At 61.6% G+C, this 17,140-nt stretch carries 14 protein-coding genes; 7 read left to right on the top strand and 7 right to left on the bottom strand.

Features of this window, described 5'->3' with window-relative positions:
- The first annotated feature begins 189 nt into the window (after positions 1-189).
- Positions 190-1,341 (top strand): Fpg/Nei family DNA glycosylase, encoded by a 1,152-nt coding sequence (locus tag EL234_RS06280; RefSeq protein WP_126416657.1) that lies wholly within the window; start codon positions 190-192, stop codon positions 1,339-1,341.
- Positions 1,342-1,384: 43 nt separating this feature from the next.
- On the opposite strand, the gene gluQRS is transcribed toward EL234_RS06280, so the two are convergent.
- Positions 1,385-2,299 (bottom strand): tRNA glutamyl-Q(34) synthetase GluQRS, encoded by a 915-nt coding sequence (gene gluQRS, locus EL234_RS06275; RefSeq protein ID WP_126416656.1) that lies wholly within the window; start codon positions 2,297-2,299, stop codon positions 1,385-1,387.
- Positions 2,300-2,473: 174 nt separating this feature from the next.
- On the opposite strand from gluQRS, the gene EL234_RS09350 reads away from it, so the two are divergent.
- From EL234_RS09350 to EL234_RS06265, 3 genes are read left to right on the top strand one after another with little or no spacing between them, the layout of a single operon-like run.
- Complete coding sequence (locus EL234_RS09350) at positions 2,474-3,253, top strand: NADPH-dependent F420 reductase (RefSeq protein ID WP_164712414.1); 780 nt, start codon at positions 2,474-2,476, stop codon at positions 3,251-3,253.
- 37 nt (positions 3,254-3,290) lie between these two features.
- Positions 3,291-5,330 (top strand): S9 family peptidase, encoded by a 2,040-nt coding sequence (locus EL234_RS06270; RefSeq protein WP_164712412.1) that lies wholly within the window; start codon positions 3,291-3,293, stop codon positions 5,328-5,330.
- A 52-nt stretch (positions 5,331-5,382) separates the two neighbouring features.
- On the top strand, positions 5,383-6,114 hold the full coding sequence (locus EL234_RS06265) for a glycerophosphoryl diester phosphodiesterase (RefSeq protein ID WP_126416654.1): 732 nt from the start codon (positions 5,383-5,385) through the stop codon (positions 6,112-6,114).
- 98 nt (positions 6,115-6,212) lie between these two features.
- On the opposite strand, the gene EL234_RS06260 is transcribed toward EL234_RS06265, so the two are convergent.
- The 6 genes from EL234_RS06260 to EL234_RS06235 all read right to left on the bottom strand — a co-directional run bounded on the left by EL234_RS06260 (position 6,213) and on the right by EL234_RS06235 (position 12,187).
- The gene (locus tag EL234_RS06260) at positions 6,213-6,962 is read right to left on the bottom strand and encodes an NUDIX hydrolase (RefSeq protein ID WP_197718425.1); all 750 of its coding nucleotides are present in this window, start codon (positions 6,960-6,962) and stop codon (positions 6,213-6,215) included.
- 60 nt (positions 6,963-7,022) lie between these two features.
- Positions 7,023-7,550 (bottom strand): heat shock protein transcriptional repressor HspR, encoded by a 528-nt coding sequence (locus EL234_RS09500; RefSeq protein WP_126416653.1) that lies wholly within the window; start codon positions 7,548-7,550, stop codon positions 7,023-7,025.
- An 18-nt stretch (positions 7,551-7,568) separates the two neighbouring features.
- Complete coding sequence (locus EL234_RS06250; RefSeq protein ID WP_126416652.1) at positions 7,569-8,573, bottom strand: DnaJ C-terminal domain-containing protein; 1,005 nt, start codon at positions 8,571-8,573, stop codon at positions 7,569-7,571.
- Positions 8,574-8,620: 47 nt separating this feature from the next.
- A complete protein-coding gene (gene grpE, locus EL234_RS06245; RefSeq protein ID WP_126416651.1) occupies positions 8,621-9,277 on the bottom strand; it encodes a nucleotide exchange factor GrpE in 657 nt (218 codons plus the stop codon).
- Between the two features lie 59 nt (positions 9,278-9,336).
- Positions 9,337-11,229: a molecular chaperone DnaK gene (dnaK, locus tag EL234_RS06240; RefSeq protein WP_126416650.1), complete on the bottom strand. Its 1,893-nt coding sequence runs from the start codon at positions 11,227-11,229 to the stop codon at positions 9,337-9,339.
- Between the two features lie 454 nt (positions 11,230-11,683).
- Positions 11,684-12,187, bottom strand: coding sequence for a hypothetical protein (locus EL234_RS06235; protein ID WP_126416649.1), 504 nt, complete (start codon positions 12,185-12,187; stop codon positions 11,684-11,686).
- A gap of 458 nt (positions 12,188-12,645) precedes the next feature.
- Here EL234_RS06235 and EL234_RS06230 point away from each other — a divergent pair, with 458 nt between their 5' ends.
- From EL234_RS06230 to EL234_RS06220, 3 genes are read left to right on the top strand one after another with little or no spacing between them, the layout of a single operon-like run.
- A complete protein-coding gene (locus EL234_RS06230; protein WP_126416648.1) occupies positions 12,646-15,387 on the top strand; it encodes a DMSO/selenate family reductase complex A subunit in 2,742 nt (913 codons plus the stop codon).
- An 18-nt stretch (positions 15,388-15,405) separates the two neighbouring features.
- The gene (locus tag EL234_RS06225; RefSeq protein WP_322787194.1) at positions 15,406-16,104 is read left to right on the top strand and encodes a DMSO/selenate family reductase complex B subunit; all 699 of its coding nucleotides are present in this window, start codon (positions 15,406-15,408) and stop codon (positions 16,102-16,104) included.
- Positions 16,104-17,114, top strand: a complete 1,011-nt coding sequence (locus EL234_RS06220) for a dimethyl sulfoxide reductase anchor subunit family protein (protein ID WP_164712410.1) — start codon at positions 16,104-16,106, stop codon at positions 17,112-17,114. Before EL234_RS06225 ends, EL234_RS06220 begins: the two co-directional genes overlap by 1 nt.
- Positions 17,115-17,140: the final 26 nt, after the last annotated feature.

The raw sequence follows: 17,140 nt of genomic DNA, 5'->3' as shown, positions 1-17,140 counted from the left end.
GATATGATTCGCGAGCGAAAGAATGTTCCTAATAGATTCAACGGCAACTAAGTTGAGTCTATTCCACTCAACTGGTGGAGAGCGGGTGACTTGCATCACTTTCGCCTTTGGTGCCGCTATGCTTTGGGCGCTGACGGCTTTCGAAGCGAGCGGAACTTTACGATTTGACCACACCCGTACACTGGAGTCATGCCAGAAGGTCATTCAATCCATCGCCTAGCCAGAGTGCTGACCGAACTATTTGCAGGTCAGCGGGTTGCCGCGTCGTCGCCGCAAGGAAGGTTCGCCGCCGGCGCCGAGCTCGTGAACGGCAGCCAGATACTCCCCTCCCAAGCGTGGGGCAAACACCTGTTCATCCCGTTCACTACCGCGGAGGGCGGCCCGTACAGCTCATCGGGCGGCCCTGCTCGAGAAACCCCGTTCGGGCCGGAAACCGCGCTCGGGCCAGAAACGACCCTCGGACAAGAAACCGCCCTTGAGGCAAAGCACGCTACTGGTCTAGAAACAAAGCACGGCGCCGACCTAGAGACGATGCTTGCCGCGGAAGAGATCAGCTGGGTGCACGTTCACCTCGGGCTTTACGGGCGCTGGGTATTCAACGGCGACTCCACGTTCCTGCGATCTTCGCTACTCGGCGTCCCGCACATCATCATCGGCGAGGGCGACGAGATTCGCTCCGCCGTCACTAATCCCGACGATGACGTGCAATTCGGGCCGCGCACTGACTCCGCCGAGGGCGGCGAGGATGCTGCGGAGACTGGCCGAGCGGCCGCGTGGCGACCACCGGCGCCACGCGGCGCGGTACGCTTGCGGATTTTGACAGCACACGGATCGGCAGACCTCTCCGGTCCAAACCAGTGCGAGGTAAAAACAGGCGCAGAGGTTGAGGCGGTGCTCGACCGGCTTGGGCCCGACCCCCTCCACAACAACCCGGGTGACCGGGAGGAATTTATCGACCTTGTGCGGCGTCGTCGCAGTCCTGTTGGCGGGCTCATCATGGATCAGTCCGTAGCCGCCGGCCCGGGCAACATTTACCGCGCTGAATCGCTCTTTCGCGTGGGCGTGCACCCGGATAGGCCAGGCAACAAGGTGTCCCGGGAGCGCCTCGGACTCGTGTGGGACGACCTCGTCGATATCATGAACGACGGTCTTGCCACCGGCACGATCCAAACGATCCAGCCCGAGCTCGCACCCGCCGAGCCGATCGAAGCAGACCCGGAGGCTTCCCGCTGGGCCGTCTACCACCGCACCGGACGCCCCTGCCTGCGCTGCGGTGCCACCGTGCGCGAAAAGCTCATGCAAGGCCGCCGCCTGTTCTGGTGCCCGGGATGTCAGAGGTAGGCACGCCAACTAGGTTTGTGGATTCTGCTTCGGGTCGCCCTACCTACCCAAGCACTGACGGACCAGCCTCAAGAGTCGCCGCATCTAAAACCCACGGCTCGCGCGGCATCTCTTCTGGCACGACATCGCTCGGCTCGGCATCGGGCGCAAGCCCCAGGGAGCTAAAAATGAGTGCCCGCACGTCGTGCGCGCTCCAGCCGTATTTGGCAAGGTCCGTGAGCGTTACTGCGCCGTCGCGCTTCGCGAGCCGCTGCCCGGCCGGGTTAACTACAAGCGGCACGTGAATATATTCGGGTGTGTCATAGCCGAGGAGTTTCTGCAGGTAGACCTGCCGCGGCGTGGAAGAGAGCAGATCGTCAGCGCGAACGATCTGCGAGATCCCAAAGTCGCCGTCGTCTACGACCGCCACAAAGTTATAGGAGAACGCACCATCGCCACGGCGAATAACGAAGTCGTCCACTGTGCCGGAGTACTCACCTGCGAGCCTGTCAACCATCGCTAACTCACTGACATCCGTAGCGAGCCGGAAGGCCGGGCCACGGTTCATATGCGACAACTTTTCCCGGCCTGCCGCGCATTCGGCCTCCGTCAAGTAGCGACACGTGCCTGGATAAGACCCCGGCGGCTGGTGAGGTGCGGAGGCGACACTCGCTAACTCGCGGCGCGTGCAATAGCACTCGTAGAGCAAGCCTCTTTCACGTAAGGCGTCGAAAATCTCGGTGTACCTGCCGATACGGGAGGTTTGGTAGAGGACCTCGCCGTCCCAGTCCACGCCCACAGCAGCAAGATCCGCGAGCTGGCGGTCATAGTATTCGGGATGTGAGCGATCATCGAGGTCTTCCATCCGCATGTGGAAGCCAAGACCAGCACGGCGTGCGAACGCCCACGCCAAAATCGCGGTGCGCAGGTTGCCGATATGGAGGTCCCCCGTTGGAGAAGGTGCGTATCTGCCGCTCATAGGTGCGATTCTTGCACACTTGGGCCAGTCCAATAGCAAGGCAGGGGCTCTGACCGGAAACTTTTCACGCTATAGCGGGAGATCTTGGCATATACGAAGATAACCCGTCAGGGCGCGAAAAGTTTCCGCACATCACGGAACACTCTGGGATACCGCTACCCTTGAGGCAGGCACATGAGGAGGATCGTCGTGGATAAGGGCGCGAGCGGGGACAACTCCCGCGAAACCGCAGATAACAGGCACGCAGATAGCGGGCGCGCCAATGACGGACTCCTGGAGGGTCTACAAGATATCGGCGCGGTGGTCATCGGAGCAGGTCTCGAGGGCGGTGCGCTTGCCGAGCGCCTGCTAGATATCGGCATCACCCCAGCAATTGCAACCTCACGTCCCGCTGCCGTGCTCGCCCGCGACCTAGCTGGCACGATGCCCTTGAGCCGCGCGATCGACGTCGCCGACATCGCGCTCCTCCCGCACAACCTACCCGTGTTTGTGGCGATACCGCTGTCGGCGCTCCACACGATTCCGCCGGCCGCGCTGGCCGGGAAACTCGTGATCGACGTAATGAACTTTTGGCCCCGGCTCGACGAGGCCACAGCTTTCGCCAACGCGCCGCGGGATACGAGCCTCGCCGTACAAGAGCATCTCGCGGATTCGATCGTGGCCAAGACCATGAACCACATGGCCTACTCCGACATCTCGTTCGATGCCCGCCCCCGCTCGGCCGACTACCGCCGCGCTCAGGCCGTCGCCTGCGACGATCCGGTTGCTCGCGAGCGCGCCGCCCGTATCGTTGACGCGCTCGGGTTCGACGCTGTGGACGCCGGCCCGCTTGCCAATGGCCGCATGTTTGGCCCTGGCACACAGATCTTTAATGGCGGCTGGCGGACGGCCGAGCAGATCACGCGGATTCTGGCGCGCCGCACGGATTACCCGGCTGCCCCCTACGAGTTCTAGAGTGCCACGGCAGCCGGCGCCGCCGTATGATTGCCGCATGAGCATCTTTGAGTCGCTGGAAGATTTCGTTTCCCATCCGCGCACCACGCGCCTTGTGACCAAGCACGGCCGGATTATTGCCACGGTCGCGCGGATTGCGGCGAAGAAAGACAGGTACGTCTCCTCCCTCGTTGACATCACGGACGGCAGCCCGCGCACGCTCACCCGCTCGCTCAAAGGCGAGGGGCTTATGGCGGTCGGCGAGCGCGGCGAAGTGTATTTTACGTCCGGGCGCGACGACGCCGGCCTGCCATCCGCCGAGGCCACGGGCTCTGCGCTGTGGATGCTGCCGCCATCCGGCGAGGCGCGCGTGGTTGCGCGAACCGCCGGGCCGCTTGAGTCCGTGCACGCGGCTGGAGGCAAGCTCGTCATGGTGGTGGGCACGTTTCCCGGCCGCGATCCGGAGTCGGCCGCAAAGATCGCCAAGACCCGCAAAGAGCGCGGCGTGAGCGCGATCTTGCACGAGGATTTCCCGGTTCGGTTCTGGGATCACGATCTTGGCCCTACCTACCCGCGCCTGTTCATTGCCGACGCGCCAGCGCTGGACGACTTTTCGCCGTCGGGCACCACCGCGAACAGCGACGACGCCGAACCCGGCACGCCCTCGCCCCTCCCCGATTCTGAGGTGAGCTTGCGCGAGGTGCCGATTCCCGCGGGCAAGCTGGGCGAGATTTCGGTGTCCCCGGACGGAACCCGCGCGCTGATAACGCTCGGGCATTCCGTCCAAAATTCCACTGAACAAGTTTCGTCGGTCTACGAGGTCGAGCTGGCCTCCGGCGTCGTCACAGAGGTCGCTATTGCGCCCCGGCACAACGCGGACGTCCCGGACTACACGTCCTATTATGCCGGCTCCTACAGCACCGACCGCCAGCGCGCGATCGTGCAGGTGGAGTCCGGAAACATGGATGGCGACCCGCTACGCGCCTGGCTCGAGGTGTGGGAACGCGAGTCTGGTGAGCGATACCGAATCCCGGCCGACTTCGACGACTGGCCCGCCGAAGCTGAATGGCTCGATTCCGACACTCTCGTTATCGCGGCCCCGCGGCGCGGGCGCCAATCGCTCTACCTTGTTGACCGGGCCAGCGGCGCGGCCACGCTCATCACCGACGACGACCACGCCTACACGAATATCGGCGTGCGTGACGGGCAGATTATCGCGCTCCGGTCGGCGATCAACGAACCACCGCGGCCAGTGAAGGTGACGGACGACGGCGTCGTCGATCTTGCCGAGCTGACGCCGCCCGTCGTCGCTCCCGGACGCCTCACCGAAGTGGAAACGCGCGCCGAGGACGGCACCGACACCCGGGCGTGGCTGTGCCTGCCGGACGGCACGGAACCGGCGCCGCTGCTGGTGTTTGTGCACGGCGGGCCGTGGGGATCGTGGAACGACTGGACGTGGCGATGGAACCCGTGGCCATTTGTGGCGAAGGGCTATGCGGTTCTGCTCCCCGACCCGGCGATCTCCACCGGCTACGGCCAGGCCATGATCGACCGCGGCAACGACGCAATCGGCGATACGCCCTACACGGATATTCTGGCGCTCGTCGACGCCGCGGAAGCCCGGCCGGACATCACCGGCGACCGCACCGCCCTGCTCGGCGGATCGTATGGCGGTTACATGGCGAACTGGATGGCCGGCCACACCGGCACTCGGTTCTCGTGCATCGTCAGCCACGCCTCGCTGTGGAACATCGGCCAGATGGCCGGAACCACCGACAACGGTTCGTGGTACGAGTGGATGATGCCTACTCAGGAGGCGATCTATTCGCCGCACCGATTCGCCGACCAGATCGAAGTTCCCATGCTCATCATCCACGGCGATAAGGATTACCGGGTGCCCATCGGGCAGTCGCACGCCTTGTGGCAGGCGCTCAACCGGGTGGCGAAGGTGCGCGGACACAAGTTCCTCTATTTCCCAGACGAAAACCACTGGGTGCTGGGGCCGTCGAACTCGATGGTGTGGTACCAGACTGTTATGGCTTTCGTGGATCAGCAGGTGCTCGGCAAGGACTGGCGCCGCCCGGAGCTGCTCGGATAGCTCACGCCTCAGATGGCTTGCCGCCCTCGAATCAACGTTAGGAGTTTGCGCGATGAATAAGCGGATTTTTGCACACCGCGGGGTGTCGGGGATCTGCCCGGAAAACACGATGGCAGCTTTTCAAGCAGCTGTCGATCACGGTTTGGAGTGGATTGAAACCGACGTCGATATCATCGGCGACGGCACAGCCATCCTCATCCACGACACCACGCTGGATCGCACGACGAACGCGAGCGGATCATACTACCGCTTGGGTTCGTCCGATTTAGCCAATATCGACGCCGGATCCTGGTTCGCGCCCGAATACGCGGGCGAACGCATTCCCACGCTGCGCGAGCTGGTTGACTTCATGAACGACACCGGGTTAAACGCCAACATCGAACTGAAATCAAACGAGGCAGGTGGCGCGATGAGCTACCAGCTCATCAATAATGTGGGCGCCGAGCTGTCGAGGCTCAATGGCCCGCAGGTGATCGTCTCGTCGTTCAACCACCTGCTCCTGCGCATGATTAAAACCGAAAATCCTGAGCTCCCCATCGGCGCACTTTTCACTAAAGATAGCCTAGGGCCTGACTGGAGATCCGTACTCGACCTCCTCGAAGCCGACTACATTCACCCCGAATCCGCCGGGCTCACCCACGAGATGGTTCGCGCCTTCCGCAAGGCAGGTTTCGGGGTGAACGTGTGGACGGTCAACAGCCCCGCCCGCGCCAACGAACTGTTTAATTGGGGAGCCACCGGCGTGTTTTCGGACGTCCCACACCTTCTGAAACACCTTATCTAGGCAGCTAACGAACGATTTTTGTAGCTCGACGGCGTGCCGTTACGCGCACGACGGCTGACCCTACGACGGCGAACCACGGCACACGCCCGCAACCCCGGCTACCGAGAAAACCGCTCTGGCACGTCAATGATCCGCGTGCTGTCCCACGGGCGGGCCCAGCCTGCCACGTCCAGTAAACCGTCCAACAGCATGGCGGTGAACCCCCAAATCACGAATTCGCCATGCACAAAGGCCGGGCCTTCGTGGCGGCGCCGGGCGTTCGGCGTCGTCGATAAACTCGCACCGGATTTTGGACTGCTTTGCGCAGCTGGTTCTGGAAAGCGGGGATCGGGAAAGCGCCAGATTCCGCGGTGTTCCGGATCAGTCAAGGCGCTGACGGGAGCCGTGAAAATCTCGGCGACTTCGGCCGGGTCTGCCACCGCGTCAATCGGCAGCCCGCCCTGCCACAGTCCGACGACGGGCGTCACCGCAAACGACGTCACAGGCAAGACGCTCGCAGGAAGCCGGCCACCCACGTGCACGCTCCCCGGCGCAATCCCGCACTCCTCCCACGCTTCACGAAGCGCCGTCTGCTCGGGCGTTTCCGCCCCGTCCCGGCTACCGCCTGGGAAACTCACCTGGCCGGGATGCTTACGCAGATGCGAGGCGCGCACCGTGAACAGCACGCGCGGGTCGGGCTCATCGGTGAGCAAGATGAGCACGGCCGCCTTACGCATCGCGCCACCAGCAGCCGCACCTTCGAGCGAACTATCGCGCGACAGGCCCGCCGAACCGGGCGCCAAGCGCGCCACCTGCTCTGCCGCCGGACCGTCGTCGCGCGTCAGCGCTGAATGCAACTGTGAAAACACGTTCCTCCACAGGCGCTAGCTACGCGCCACATCGCCAAGCCGGGCTCGTCACCCGGCTGGCTAGTCGTCAAACAGTGTGTGCGGAATGAGGGTACGCGGACGCCACACCACGACGTCGCGACTCACCCGCGGCCCGCGCCGGGTTTCTCGCTGGTAGTCGCGCCGGTCGGCAAGCAGGACGTCGCCATCCATATCCGCAGCAAACACGCGGCTAAGCCTGCCGTCATAGCGGCTCAGCTGATCGTGCAAATACTCGACAGCATCGCGCAACTCCGCGACTTCATCCTCGGCTCTGGCCCGAGCCCGCTCGGCACGCTCCACACGCGCCTCAGCCCGCTCCAACTGCTCCTGCAACTCAAAGATCTTCGCCACGCCGTTCAGGCTCACGCCTTCTTCTTGCGAAAGACGCTGGATCTCCTGAAGCTTTTCGACGTCGTTGAGAGAGTAACGCCGGCCGCCGCCCTTCGTACGCCGCGCCACGACGAGGCCAAGGCGATCATATTGGCGGACAGTCTGGGCGTGCATACCCGCAAGCTCAGCAGCAACCGTTACAGACAGTATTGGTGCGTTCCTCGATATTTTTGCCATGTCCCCTCCTCTCTCACATTAAAGTTTAGCCATGTCATGAAACTCTCGGCGTGGATCGGCTTCAGTGGTGGCATCACGGAACTGTTCGACGATCTCGCGAGCGTGATCCGACAGCTTCTTCGGAACCACAACCTTGAGCCGCACGTACATGTCTCCCGCGTCGCCACGCCCGTTATCGATGCCCTTGCGCCGCACGCGCATCAGCTTGTCGCTCGACGACCCGGCCGGGACCTTCACCTTGACCTTCTTGCCGTAGATAGTCGGCACCTCGATCGTCGCACCCAACGTGGCCTCATCGAAGGAAACAGGCACGTTCACGTACACGTCCTTGCCCTTCACCTCGTACACCGGATGCGGCTCCACGTTCACAGTGACCAGCACGTCGCCAGGCTCTCCGCCGTGAACACCGGGGCGGCCCTTGCCGCGGATACGAATCTTCTGCCCGTCCGTGATCCCCGCCGGCACTTTCGCCGTCACATTCTGCCCGCCGGTTTGCACGGTCACCGTAGTGCCGTCCACCGCCTGACGCAACGGGATCGATATCGACGCCGTCAGATCGGCTCCACGCTCCGGGCGACGGCGAGATCCAAACCCGCCAAAACCACCGAAGCCACCGGCCGACTGTTGCTGCCCGCCACCGCCGAACATTTGCGACAGAATGTCCTCGAATCCCGGGGCGTCAGCTCCCCCGGTCGTATACCGGAACGTGCCACCATTACCGCCGCCGAAAGCCGTGAAGATATCTTCAAATCCTCCACCGCCCGAGGAGAAACGCGCGCCGCCACCCGCCATGGAACGGATCGCATCATACTGTTTGCGATCCTCCGGATCGGACAGCACCTGATACGCCTCCGACGCGGCCTTAAACTTCTCTTCCGCCTCCTTATTCCCCGGATTACGATCCGGATGATATTTGCGGGCATAAGAGTTGTACGCCTTCTTGATGTCGGCCTGGCTCGCGTCTTTATCAACGCCGAGCGCCGCATAAAAATCTTTCGTTATCCAATCTTGGCTAGCTGCCACTGTTCACCTCCTTCTTACCAGGATCTACGCCTGCACTTGCATATCGATTATTCAGGGGAGACCACTCCCACCCGCGCCGGGCGAATCACCTTATCGCCCTGCCGGTAGCCCGGCTGGATGAGCTGAGCGATTTGCTGAGTCTGCACGTCAGGGGAGGTCTGATTCATCAGCGCGTCATGCAACTCCGGATCGAACTCATCACCCTCTGCGCCATAGCGCACCAGCTGGAAATTCGTCTCCAACGTCTGCTCGAGCTTATCTACGATCGTTCCGGCCGGGCCGTCCAAGTCGCCGTGTTGGCGGGCGAGCGCGGCGTCGTCGAGCACCGACAGCAAAGTATCGAGCACTTTCGTCACGCCGTTCTCGTACTGCACAAGGCCGTCCGCCTTCGAACGCTTAACGTAGCCGTTGTACTCCTGCTGCAGGTTGTACAGATCCGCATTACGCCGCGCCAGATTCTCTTCAAGTTCGGCCACTTTCAGCAGCGCCTGGTCGAGTTCGCTCAGTTCGCTGGGCGCATCTTCGGCGTCGGGCTCGGCCTGTTGCTCGCCAAACACTGCTTCGTTGATCGAGTCAACCACCGACTCCACGGCGTCCTCACCAGCTGTGTCACTAGCCTTATCGGAAGCCTCCGCGGCTTTCTTCGCGGCCTCCGCCGCCTGGTCCTCGTGATCTTCCGGCACGAAATTCTGATCGTTGGTCATATTCGTTCCTTTCTATGTGGGGGCGGCGAGCAAAACTCGCCGCCCCCAATCTCGATCACTTAGTTCTTAGACTGATCTTCGTCATCGACGATCTCCGCGTCAACGACGTCGTCATCAGCCCCACCAGCCGCACCAGCCGCAGACTCCTGCGCCGCCTTGGCCGCCTCAGTCCAGCCCTCACCAGATTGCTGCGCCTGCGCGTCCGCATAGAGCGCCTCGCCAATCTTCTGCGCCTTCGTATTGAGGTCATCCTGAGCCGACTTAATCGCCTCGACGTCGTCGCCCTCAAGAGCCTTCTTCAACGCATCGACAGCCTCACGAACCTCGGTGACGACGGCGTCGTCCAGCTTGTCCTTATTATCGTCAAGCAGCTTCTCCAGCGAGTAAACCTGCTGCTCAGCCGTATTACGCACCTCAGCAGCCTCGCGACGCTTCTCATCTTCAGCCGCGTTCTCCTCGGCCTCCTTGACCATCCGCTCGATGTCTTCCTTCGACAGCGCTGAGCCGCCCGTGATCGTCACCGACTGCTCCTTGCCCGTGCCCAGATCCTTCGCGGACACGTGCACAATACCGTTCGCGTCAATATCGAAAGTCACCTCGATCTGCGGGACACCGCGCGGCGCCGGAGCAATACCGGACAGCTCAAACGTGCCCAGCTGCTTGTTATCCCGCGCAAACGGACGCTCACCCTGGTAAACCTGAATGAGCACCGACGGCTGGTTGTCCTCCGCCGTCGAGAACGTCTCCGAACGCTTCGTCGGGATCGCCGTGTTGCGCTCGATCAGCTTCGTCATCACGCCACCCTTGGTTTCAATACCCAGCGACAGCGGGGTGACGTCAATCAGCAGCACGTCCGTACGATCACCCGTGATAACACCGGCCTGCAGAGCAGCGCCCACAGCCACGACCTCATCCGGGTTCACGCCCTTATTCGGTTCGCGCCCACCCGTCATCTCCTTGACTACCTCGGTCACGGCTGGCATACGAGTCGAACCGCCAACCATGACAACGTGATCGATCTCTGACAGCTGGATGCCCGCGTCTTCAATCACCTTCTTGAACGGAGCCTTCGTACGCTCCAGAAGGTCGCGCGTCATCTCCTCAAACTTGGCGCGAGTCAACGTCTCGTCCAAATGAATCGGACCATTCTCCGACATCGACAGGTACTGGAGCGTGATGCTCGTTGAGGTTGTGGACGACAGTTCTTTCTTCGCCTGTTCCGCAGCCTCACGCAGACGCTGCAAAGCAATCTTGTCCTTCGACAGATCGACGCCGTAGCCGTTCTTGACCTGCTGCACGAGCCAATCAACAATGCGCTGATCCCAGTCGTCACCACCGAGCTTGTTATCACCCGAGGTTGCACGCACCTGGATGATCGAGAAATCGTCGTCATCCTTGCCGACCTCAAGCAGCGAGACGTCAAACGTTCCGCCGCCCAGATCGAACACGAGAATGAGCTCGTCTTCCTTACCCTTTTCCAGGCCGTATGCGAGCGCCGCCGCCGTAGGCTCGTTGACGATACGCTGCACGTTCAGACCCGCAATCTGGCCCGCGTCCTTCGTTGCCTGACGCTGCGCGTCATTGAAGTATGCCGGCACGGTAATAACCGCGTCCGTCACCTTCTCACCCAAGTAAGCTTCGGCGTCCTTCTTCAGCTTCTGCAAAATAAACGCGGAAATCTGCTGAGCGTTGTACGTCTTGTCATCAATCTCGACCTTCCAGTTCGGATCACCCATGTGACGCTTAACCGACTGAATGGTGCGTTCGACGTTCGTCACAGCCTGACGCTTCGCAATCTCACCGACGAGCACCTCGCCCGTCTTGGAAAAGCCAACCACCGACGGGGTGGTACGCTGCCCTTCCGCATTCGCAATAACCGTGGGCTCTCCGCCTTCGAGGACGGAAACCACGGAGTTCGTTGTACCCAGATCGATACCTACCGCACGTGCCATAAATGTTCTCCTTCTGTCCAGTCCTCCGCTCGGGAGGCCGGGTTCACAACTTCTTCAATCTCAGAATAGGCGGCTCTATATCCTTGCGTCAAATAGACTGCCAATTTCTTGAGTCCATTTAACTCAACCTTTAAGAGCCCGGCTTTATTCCCGGCCGCGCAAATGTGGCGCTCTTCACTTTTGATTCATGTTGTGTATCTGCTGGCTGTGTACTGCGCCGGGGCTGCGGCGCCTCCGGGCGGTGGCAACCGCTATGCCCGGAAACTTTTCCCGCCCTGGCGGGCGATCTTGGCATATACGAAGATCTCCGGCTAGAGCGGGAAAAGTTTCCGGTGACCCGGCCAAAACAGCCAGCCCGGCGCGAAAAAGAGCGGCCTGGCCGCCCAACTGGCCCTAGTCGCAGTGGTCATCCCGTTGAATGGGTAATTCGGGCGGGCTCCTCGCCCAACCGGCCTTATTGTTGCTCTTCGCGTGCTTTCTGCGCGGCCTCGGCCTTGGCGAATCTTTCCTGCCCAACTACGGCCTTTGCCGCTTTCATCAGCGGTCCGTACATTTCCCGCTCGTCGGTTTGCCCCGCACCAACACCCTCGAGCTCCCACGACATTGGCTTCCCGCCAGGTCGTAGCTCCCCGTGGTCGCGCAACATGAGCGAGCCAGCCGCTTCGCACACGCTCGCCACGTCCGCCTCTGGAGTAAACGCAGTCTCCTCGAAAAACGCCTCACCGTCGTAGCCGCCCATTGAAAAGTCGGCGGTACCATCCTCGTTCAGCTTGAGCGACCAGTAGTGGAAATACGGATCGGGAAGCGAGCCAGTATTCCACGTCACCCGCCCTACGCATGCGCCACTCTGCGGCGGCTCCGGCGATGTGGGATCATCTGCGTCACTGCAGCCGCTCAGCCCAAGGAGACTACCGATGGACAGCCCGGCCAACGCAGCTAAAACGCGGCTCTTTTTCATGCGACAACTCCCTACAGTTCCCAATCCCCCATACGGTGCCAGACATCCCTCTTACTGTGCTGGGTGCCCTTGGCACCGATCTTGCTCCGCTACTCCCGCGAGCGCCTCTTCGATATGTTGGCCGCATCCGGCCCACGTTGGTTTCCCGCACGTGCTACAGGTAATTCGCTTACACATGGTTCCAGAGTACCGAAATTCCGTGCACCTCGTACAGATCGCTTGCGCAGATGTGCAACATAAGTTCCCTCCACGAAAAGCCGCACAGCATCGCGATAGGACTTAGGTACGAGGCCACGCAAAGACGATCGCCGCACGAGCGATTTACCTGCTTAAACGGCCAGATTTCGCCTATGCGCGCCTGATTTCGAGCCTCATTTTCGATAGACTGAAAGTGCGGCTATATCAATCAGCGAACCCCTCTTACCCAGGGGTGATTCGCTCTATATCGAGGTGTGAAGATGACTCACGTTTTTTCAGCGGACGGGGAGCCAACCGGTGGGGGTACGGCGACGGCGACGAGCACAGTGCCTGAAAATTCTCCGGCGCTCACTGAAAACACGGCCTCGACCAGCACCTCTGTATATGCGGGTGCTACAGCTCCGACGGGCCCATCTCGCCGCACGTTTTTGAAGTGGTCGGGCGTCGCTGCGGGTGTTGCTGGCCTTGCAGCAACAACATCGCGCCTCGGCTCCCCCACTCCCGCGCATGCAACCCCCGGAGACGGCTACGAACATGCGGACAAGACGGTGTGGTCGGCGTGTGCCGTGAATTGTGGGGCGCGCTGCCCGCTGCGCCTGCAGGTCAGAGAGGGGCACGTGGTCCGAGTCCTGCCCGACAACACGGGCGGCGACACCATTAACGAACCGTGGCGTATCCCAGCCTGTCCGCGAGGCCGCTCGATCCGGCATCGCATTTACAACCCGGACCGCCTGAAGACCCCTCTCAAGCGCCGCGAAGGTACGCCGCGCGGGGGTGGCCAGTGGGAGGAGATCTCCTGGGAGCAGGCTTTCGATGAGATCGCCCAGCGCTACCAAGATGCGCTCGATAAGTATGGCCCGGAGTCGATCTTCCCGGTCTATGGAACGGGCGCCATCGCGGGCATCATGCATAATTCTTATACGCCCTACGTGGGTGCGGTCGGCCGGCTGTTTAATCTCAAGGGCGGTTTCCTCGGGTATTACGGGGACTACTCGACGGGCGGGATCACGGAGGCGATGCGCCTGACTCTTGGCGGTTATTTCGATTCGCATTCGTCGGATGATTTGAAGAACACCCGCCTGCACGTGCTGTGGGGGCACTCCCCGCTAGAGACGAAAATGTCTGGCGGTTCGGAGGCCTACTATCTGCACCAGTTCCGCAAAGAAAACAGTGTGAAAACGTGGGTGGTCGACCCGCGTCATTCGGACACGGCAGCCTTGCTGGCTGATGAGTGGGTGGCGCTGCGTCCAGGCACTGACGCCGCGCTGGTGGCCGGCATCGCACATGTGCTGATCTCCGAGAACCTGCACGACCAAGAGTTTTTGGATACCCATGCTCTCGGTTTTGACGAGGAGCATTTGCCCGACGGCGCTCCAGCCGGTTCGTCGTACCGCGCTTACATTGAGGGCAAGGGTCCGGATAAGACGGAGAAGACCCCGAAGTGGGCAGAGGCCATCACCGGCGTTCCGGCTGAAACGATCATTAATTTTGCTCGCGATCTTGGCGCGAACAAGCCGTCAATGATTCAGCAGGGCTGGGGTCCACAGCGCCACGCGAACGGCGAGAACTCGGCGCGTGCGGTCATCACGCTCAACGCAATGCTCGGCAACGTGGGCGTACCAGGCGGCGGGCTGGGCACAATGACCGGCAGCGCCGGGCTGTCGATTGCCAAACCGTTCTGGGACGTGCCCAACGGCGTCACCAAGATGATCTCCCACTTTTCGTGGCTCGACGCCGTCGAGAACGGCGAAGCCATGGGCGCAAGTCAGGGCGTTCGCGACTGGGATGCCGACGGCAACCCGATCCGCGACGCGAAGCTCGACACCTCGCTGAAGTTCCTGTTCGTGTACGGCTCGAACATGCTCATCAACCAGAACTCGGATATCAACCGGGCGAAGAAAGTCCTGGAAGATACGAGCTTGGCCGAGACGATCGTCGTCGTCGAAAATCAGTGGACGTCGTCGTGCGACTACGGAGACTACGTGCTCCCCGGCACGATGAACACTGAGGAAACCGACCTGATTTTGCAGGGAATGTCAGCGAATATGGGATATTCGATTCTGGCGAGCCAGGCGATGGAGCCGCTGTACGAGTCGAAGTCAATTTACGAGATCTGCTCGGAGATCGCACACCGCGTGGGCGTGGGCGAACAGTACACCGAAGGGCGCACGCAAGAAGAATGGGTGCGCGAACTCGTGCGGGCCTCCCGGGAGCTCACGCCCGAGCTACCAGATTACGAGACGTTCAAAGAGCAGGGTGTTTACAAGACCCTGATGGACACGTCCCGCACGCTCGTGGAATTTGCCGAAGATCCGGTGGCAAACCCGCTGGATACGCCGTCGGGACTCATCGAAATCTACTCGCCGGAAGCCGCGTGGAAGGCCGAAAACTGGGACCTTCCCGAAGGCGATGTCATCACCGCGCTGCCGGAGTTTATCCACACGTGGGAAGATGTCCAGGCCGCCTCCACCAACCCCGACTATCCGCTCACGATGATCGGATACCACTTTAAGGGGCGGACGCACTCGTCGTACGGGAACGTGGACTGGCTGCGAGAAGCCCACCACCAAGTGGCATGGATCAACCCGATTGACGCCGAGGCCCGAGGTATTGCCGACGGCGACACGATCGACGTGTTCAACCCGCGCGGCCGAATCCGCCTGTTCGCGAAGGTCACGCACCGGATCGTCCCCGGCACGATCACCGTGCCCGAAGGCGCGTGGTACAAGCCCGACGACGACCAGATCGGCCCCGAGGGCACCCCGATCGACATGGGAGGAAACCCGAATACGCTCACGTCACTGCGGCCGAGTGCACTCGCGAAAACCAATGCGCAGTACACCAACAACGTGCAGGTGGAGCGCGCGGCCAAGCAATTCCCCGACGGCGCCGACCCGTTCCGCATGTGGCCGTCCGCGCGAAACAACCACACGCCAGGGGCAGACACGGGCTTCCCGCCCGAACTGTCCACTAAAACAACCTATCGGCAAACGAACGGCTGAGAGCAGAAAGGATAACCCGTGACTATCAACATCACCCCGGCAAGCACCCGGCTGACCGGCGATGACCGCGTGGTGGACAAGGGCACCATCGCTACTGAAGCCGGCGCGAACTACGGTTTCTATTTCGATCAAGCAGTGTGCAACGGCTGTAAAGCCTGCCAGATCGCCTGCAAGGACAAGCATGACCTGCCGATTGGTGTGAACTGGCGGCGCGTCGTCGAATATTCGGGCGGCTCGTGGCAAACCTCCGGCACCACGCTGCGGCACAACGTGTTTTCGTACTACACGTCGATTTCGTGTAACCATTGCGAGGACGCCGTGTGCATGCGCGTGTGCCCGACCACGGCGATGAGCAGGCGCGACGACGGCACCGTGTGGGTCGACGACAACAAGTGCGTGGGCTGCCGCTACTGTGAGTGGGCCTGCCCCTACGGCGCTCCGCAGTTTAACGCGGAAACCGGGCACATGTCCAAGTGCGATCTGTGCTACGACTACCGGGAAACCGGGCAAGATCCGGCCTGTGTGGAGGCCTGCCCCACGCGCGCACTCGACTGGGGGCCAATCGACTTGCTCCGTGAGGCCTACGGTCACGAAGACGGCACGGCACCCCTTCCGGATCCGGCGATCACCAAGCCGCGCCTCGTCATTGCCCCGCATAAAGACGCCCAGCCATGGCACACCAACGCGGGCACCATCGCGAACCCGAAGGAAATCTGATGAACCTGCATGAACTGCCAATGATCATTTTCACCGTGGTCAGTCAGATGGCCGTGGGCATGTTCGTCTTGCTGGGCATTATTGACCTGTGGGTGAGTTCGAAAACCGACGACGCCACCGCCGACCGGCTGGTTACCCCGATCGTGTACGTGATCGGGCCGGTGCTCGTGGCGGCGATGATTTCGTCGATGTTCCACATGAACGACGTGACAAACACTCTCAACGTGATTCGCAACTGGAAGACCTCGTGGCTATCGCGGGAAATTCTTGCCGTGTCTGGGTTTGCCGGGTTGGGCGCCCTATATGCGGTGATGCAGTGGTTCCGCTGGGGTTCGCGCAGGTTGCGCCAGCTGGTTGCGCTGGCGACGGCGGCAGTTGGGCTCGTGCTCGTGCTGTGCGAATCCATGATTTACGCCTCTGTGGAAACCATTCCAGCCTGGCACACGTGGGTGTTGCCGCTGCAGTTCTTCATGACGGCGGTCATGCTCGGTGCCGCTGCAGTCAGTGCGTCGGTTGCCGTGATGACCTTGATCCGTAAACACTACGAGGACGCCCCTAAGCCCAAGGTGGGTCCGAAGTTGCAGGTGTGGCTTGACCGCCTTGGTTTCACCGAGAACGTGCGGGCGATCAACGCGCGCCCAACGCCCAAGGAGTGGGCGTTTTCGGTGAAGATCATTCGCGGTTCTGCTGTGACTGCCGCGCTTGCCGCCGTCGTCATTCTTATCTCATATGTGGTGCATATCCAGAATCTGGCGGTTCATCCTGAGCCGGCTGCGGCGTCGTCGGTGGCCGTGTTCTCCGGCGGGTTCTTCCTCGCGCGCCTGATACTGCTGGGGATTGGGTCTGTGGCCGTGGGCTTCGTGGCCTACCGGATGGCCGATGTTGACGCGCTCGAACGGCCGATCCCGCTCGTGTTCACCGTGGTGACCGGCATGATCATGCTGATCGCGGCCGAATTCATGGGCCGTTCGTTGCACTACGACTCGATGTTCCTAGTGGGGATCGGGTAAGACCAGCGGCGAAGAAAAATGTCGGT

The organism is Trueperella bialowiezensis, from assembly GCF_900637955.1.
GTDB lineage: Bacteria > Actinomycetota > Actinomycetes > Actinomycetales > Actinomycetaceae > Trueperella > Trueperella bialowiezensis.
This window is presented reverse-complemented; position numbering and strand designations above follow the sequence as displayed.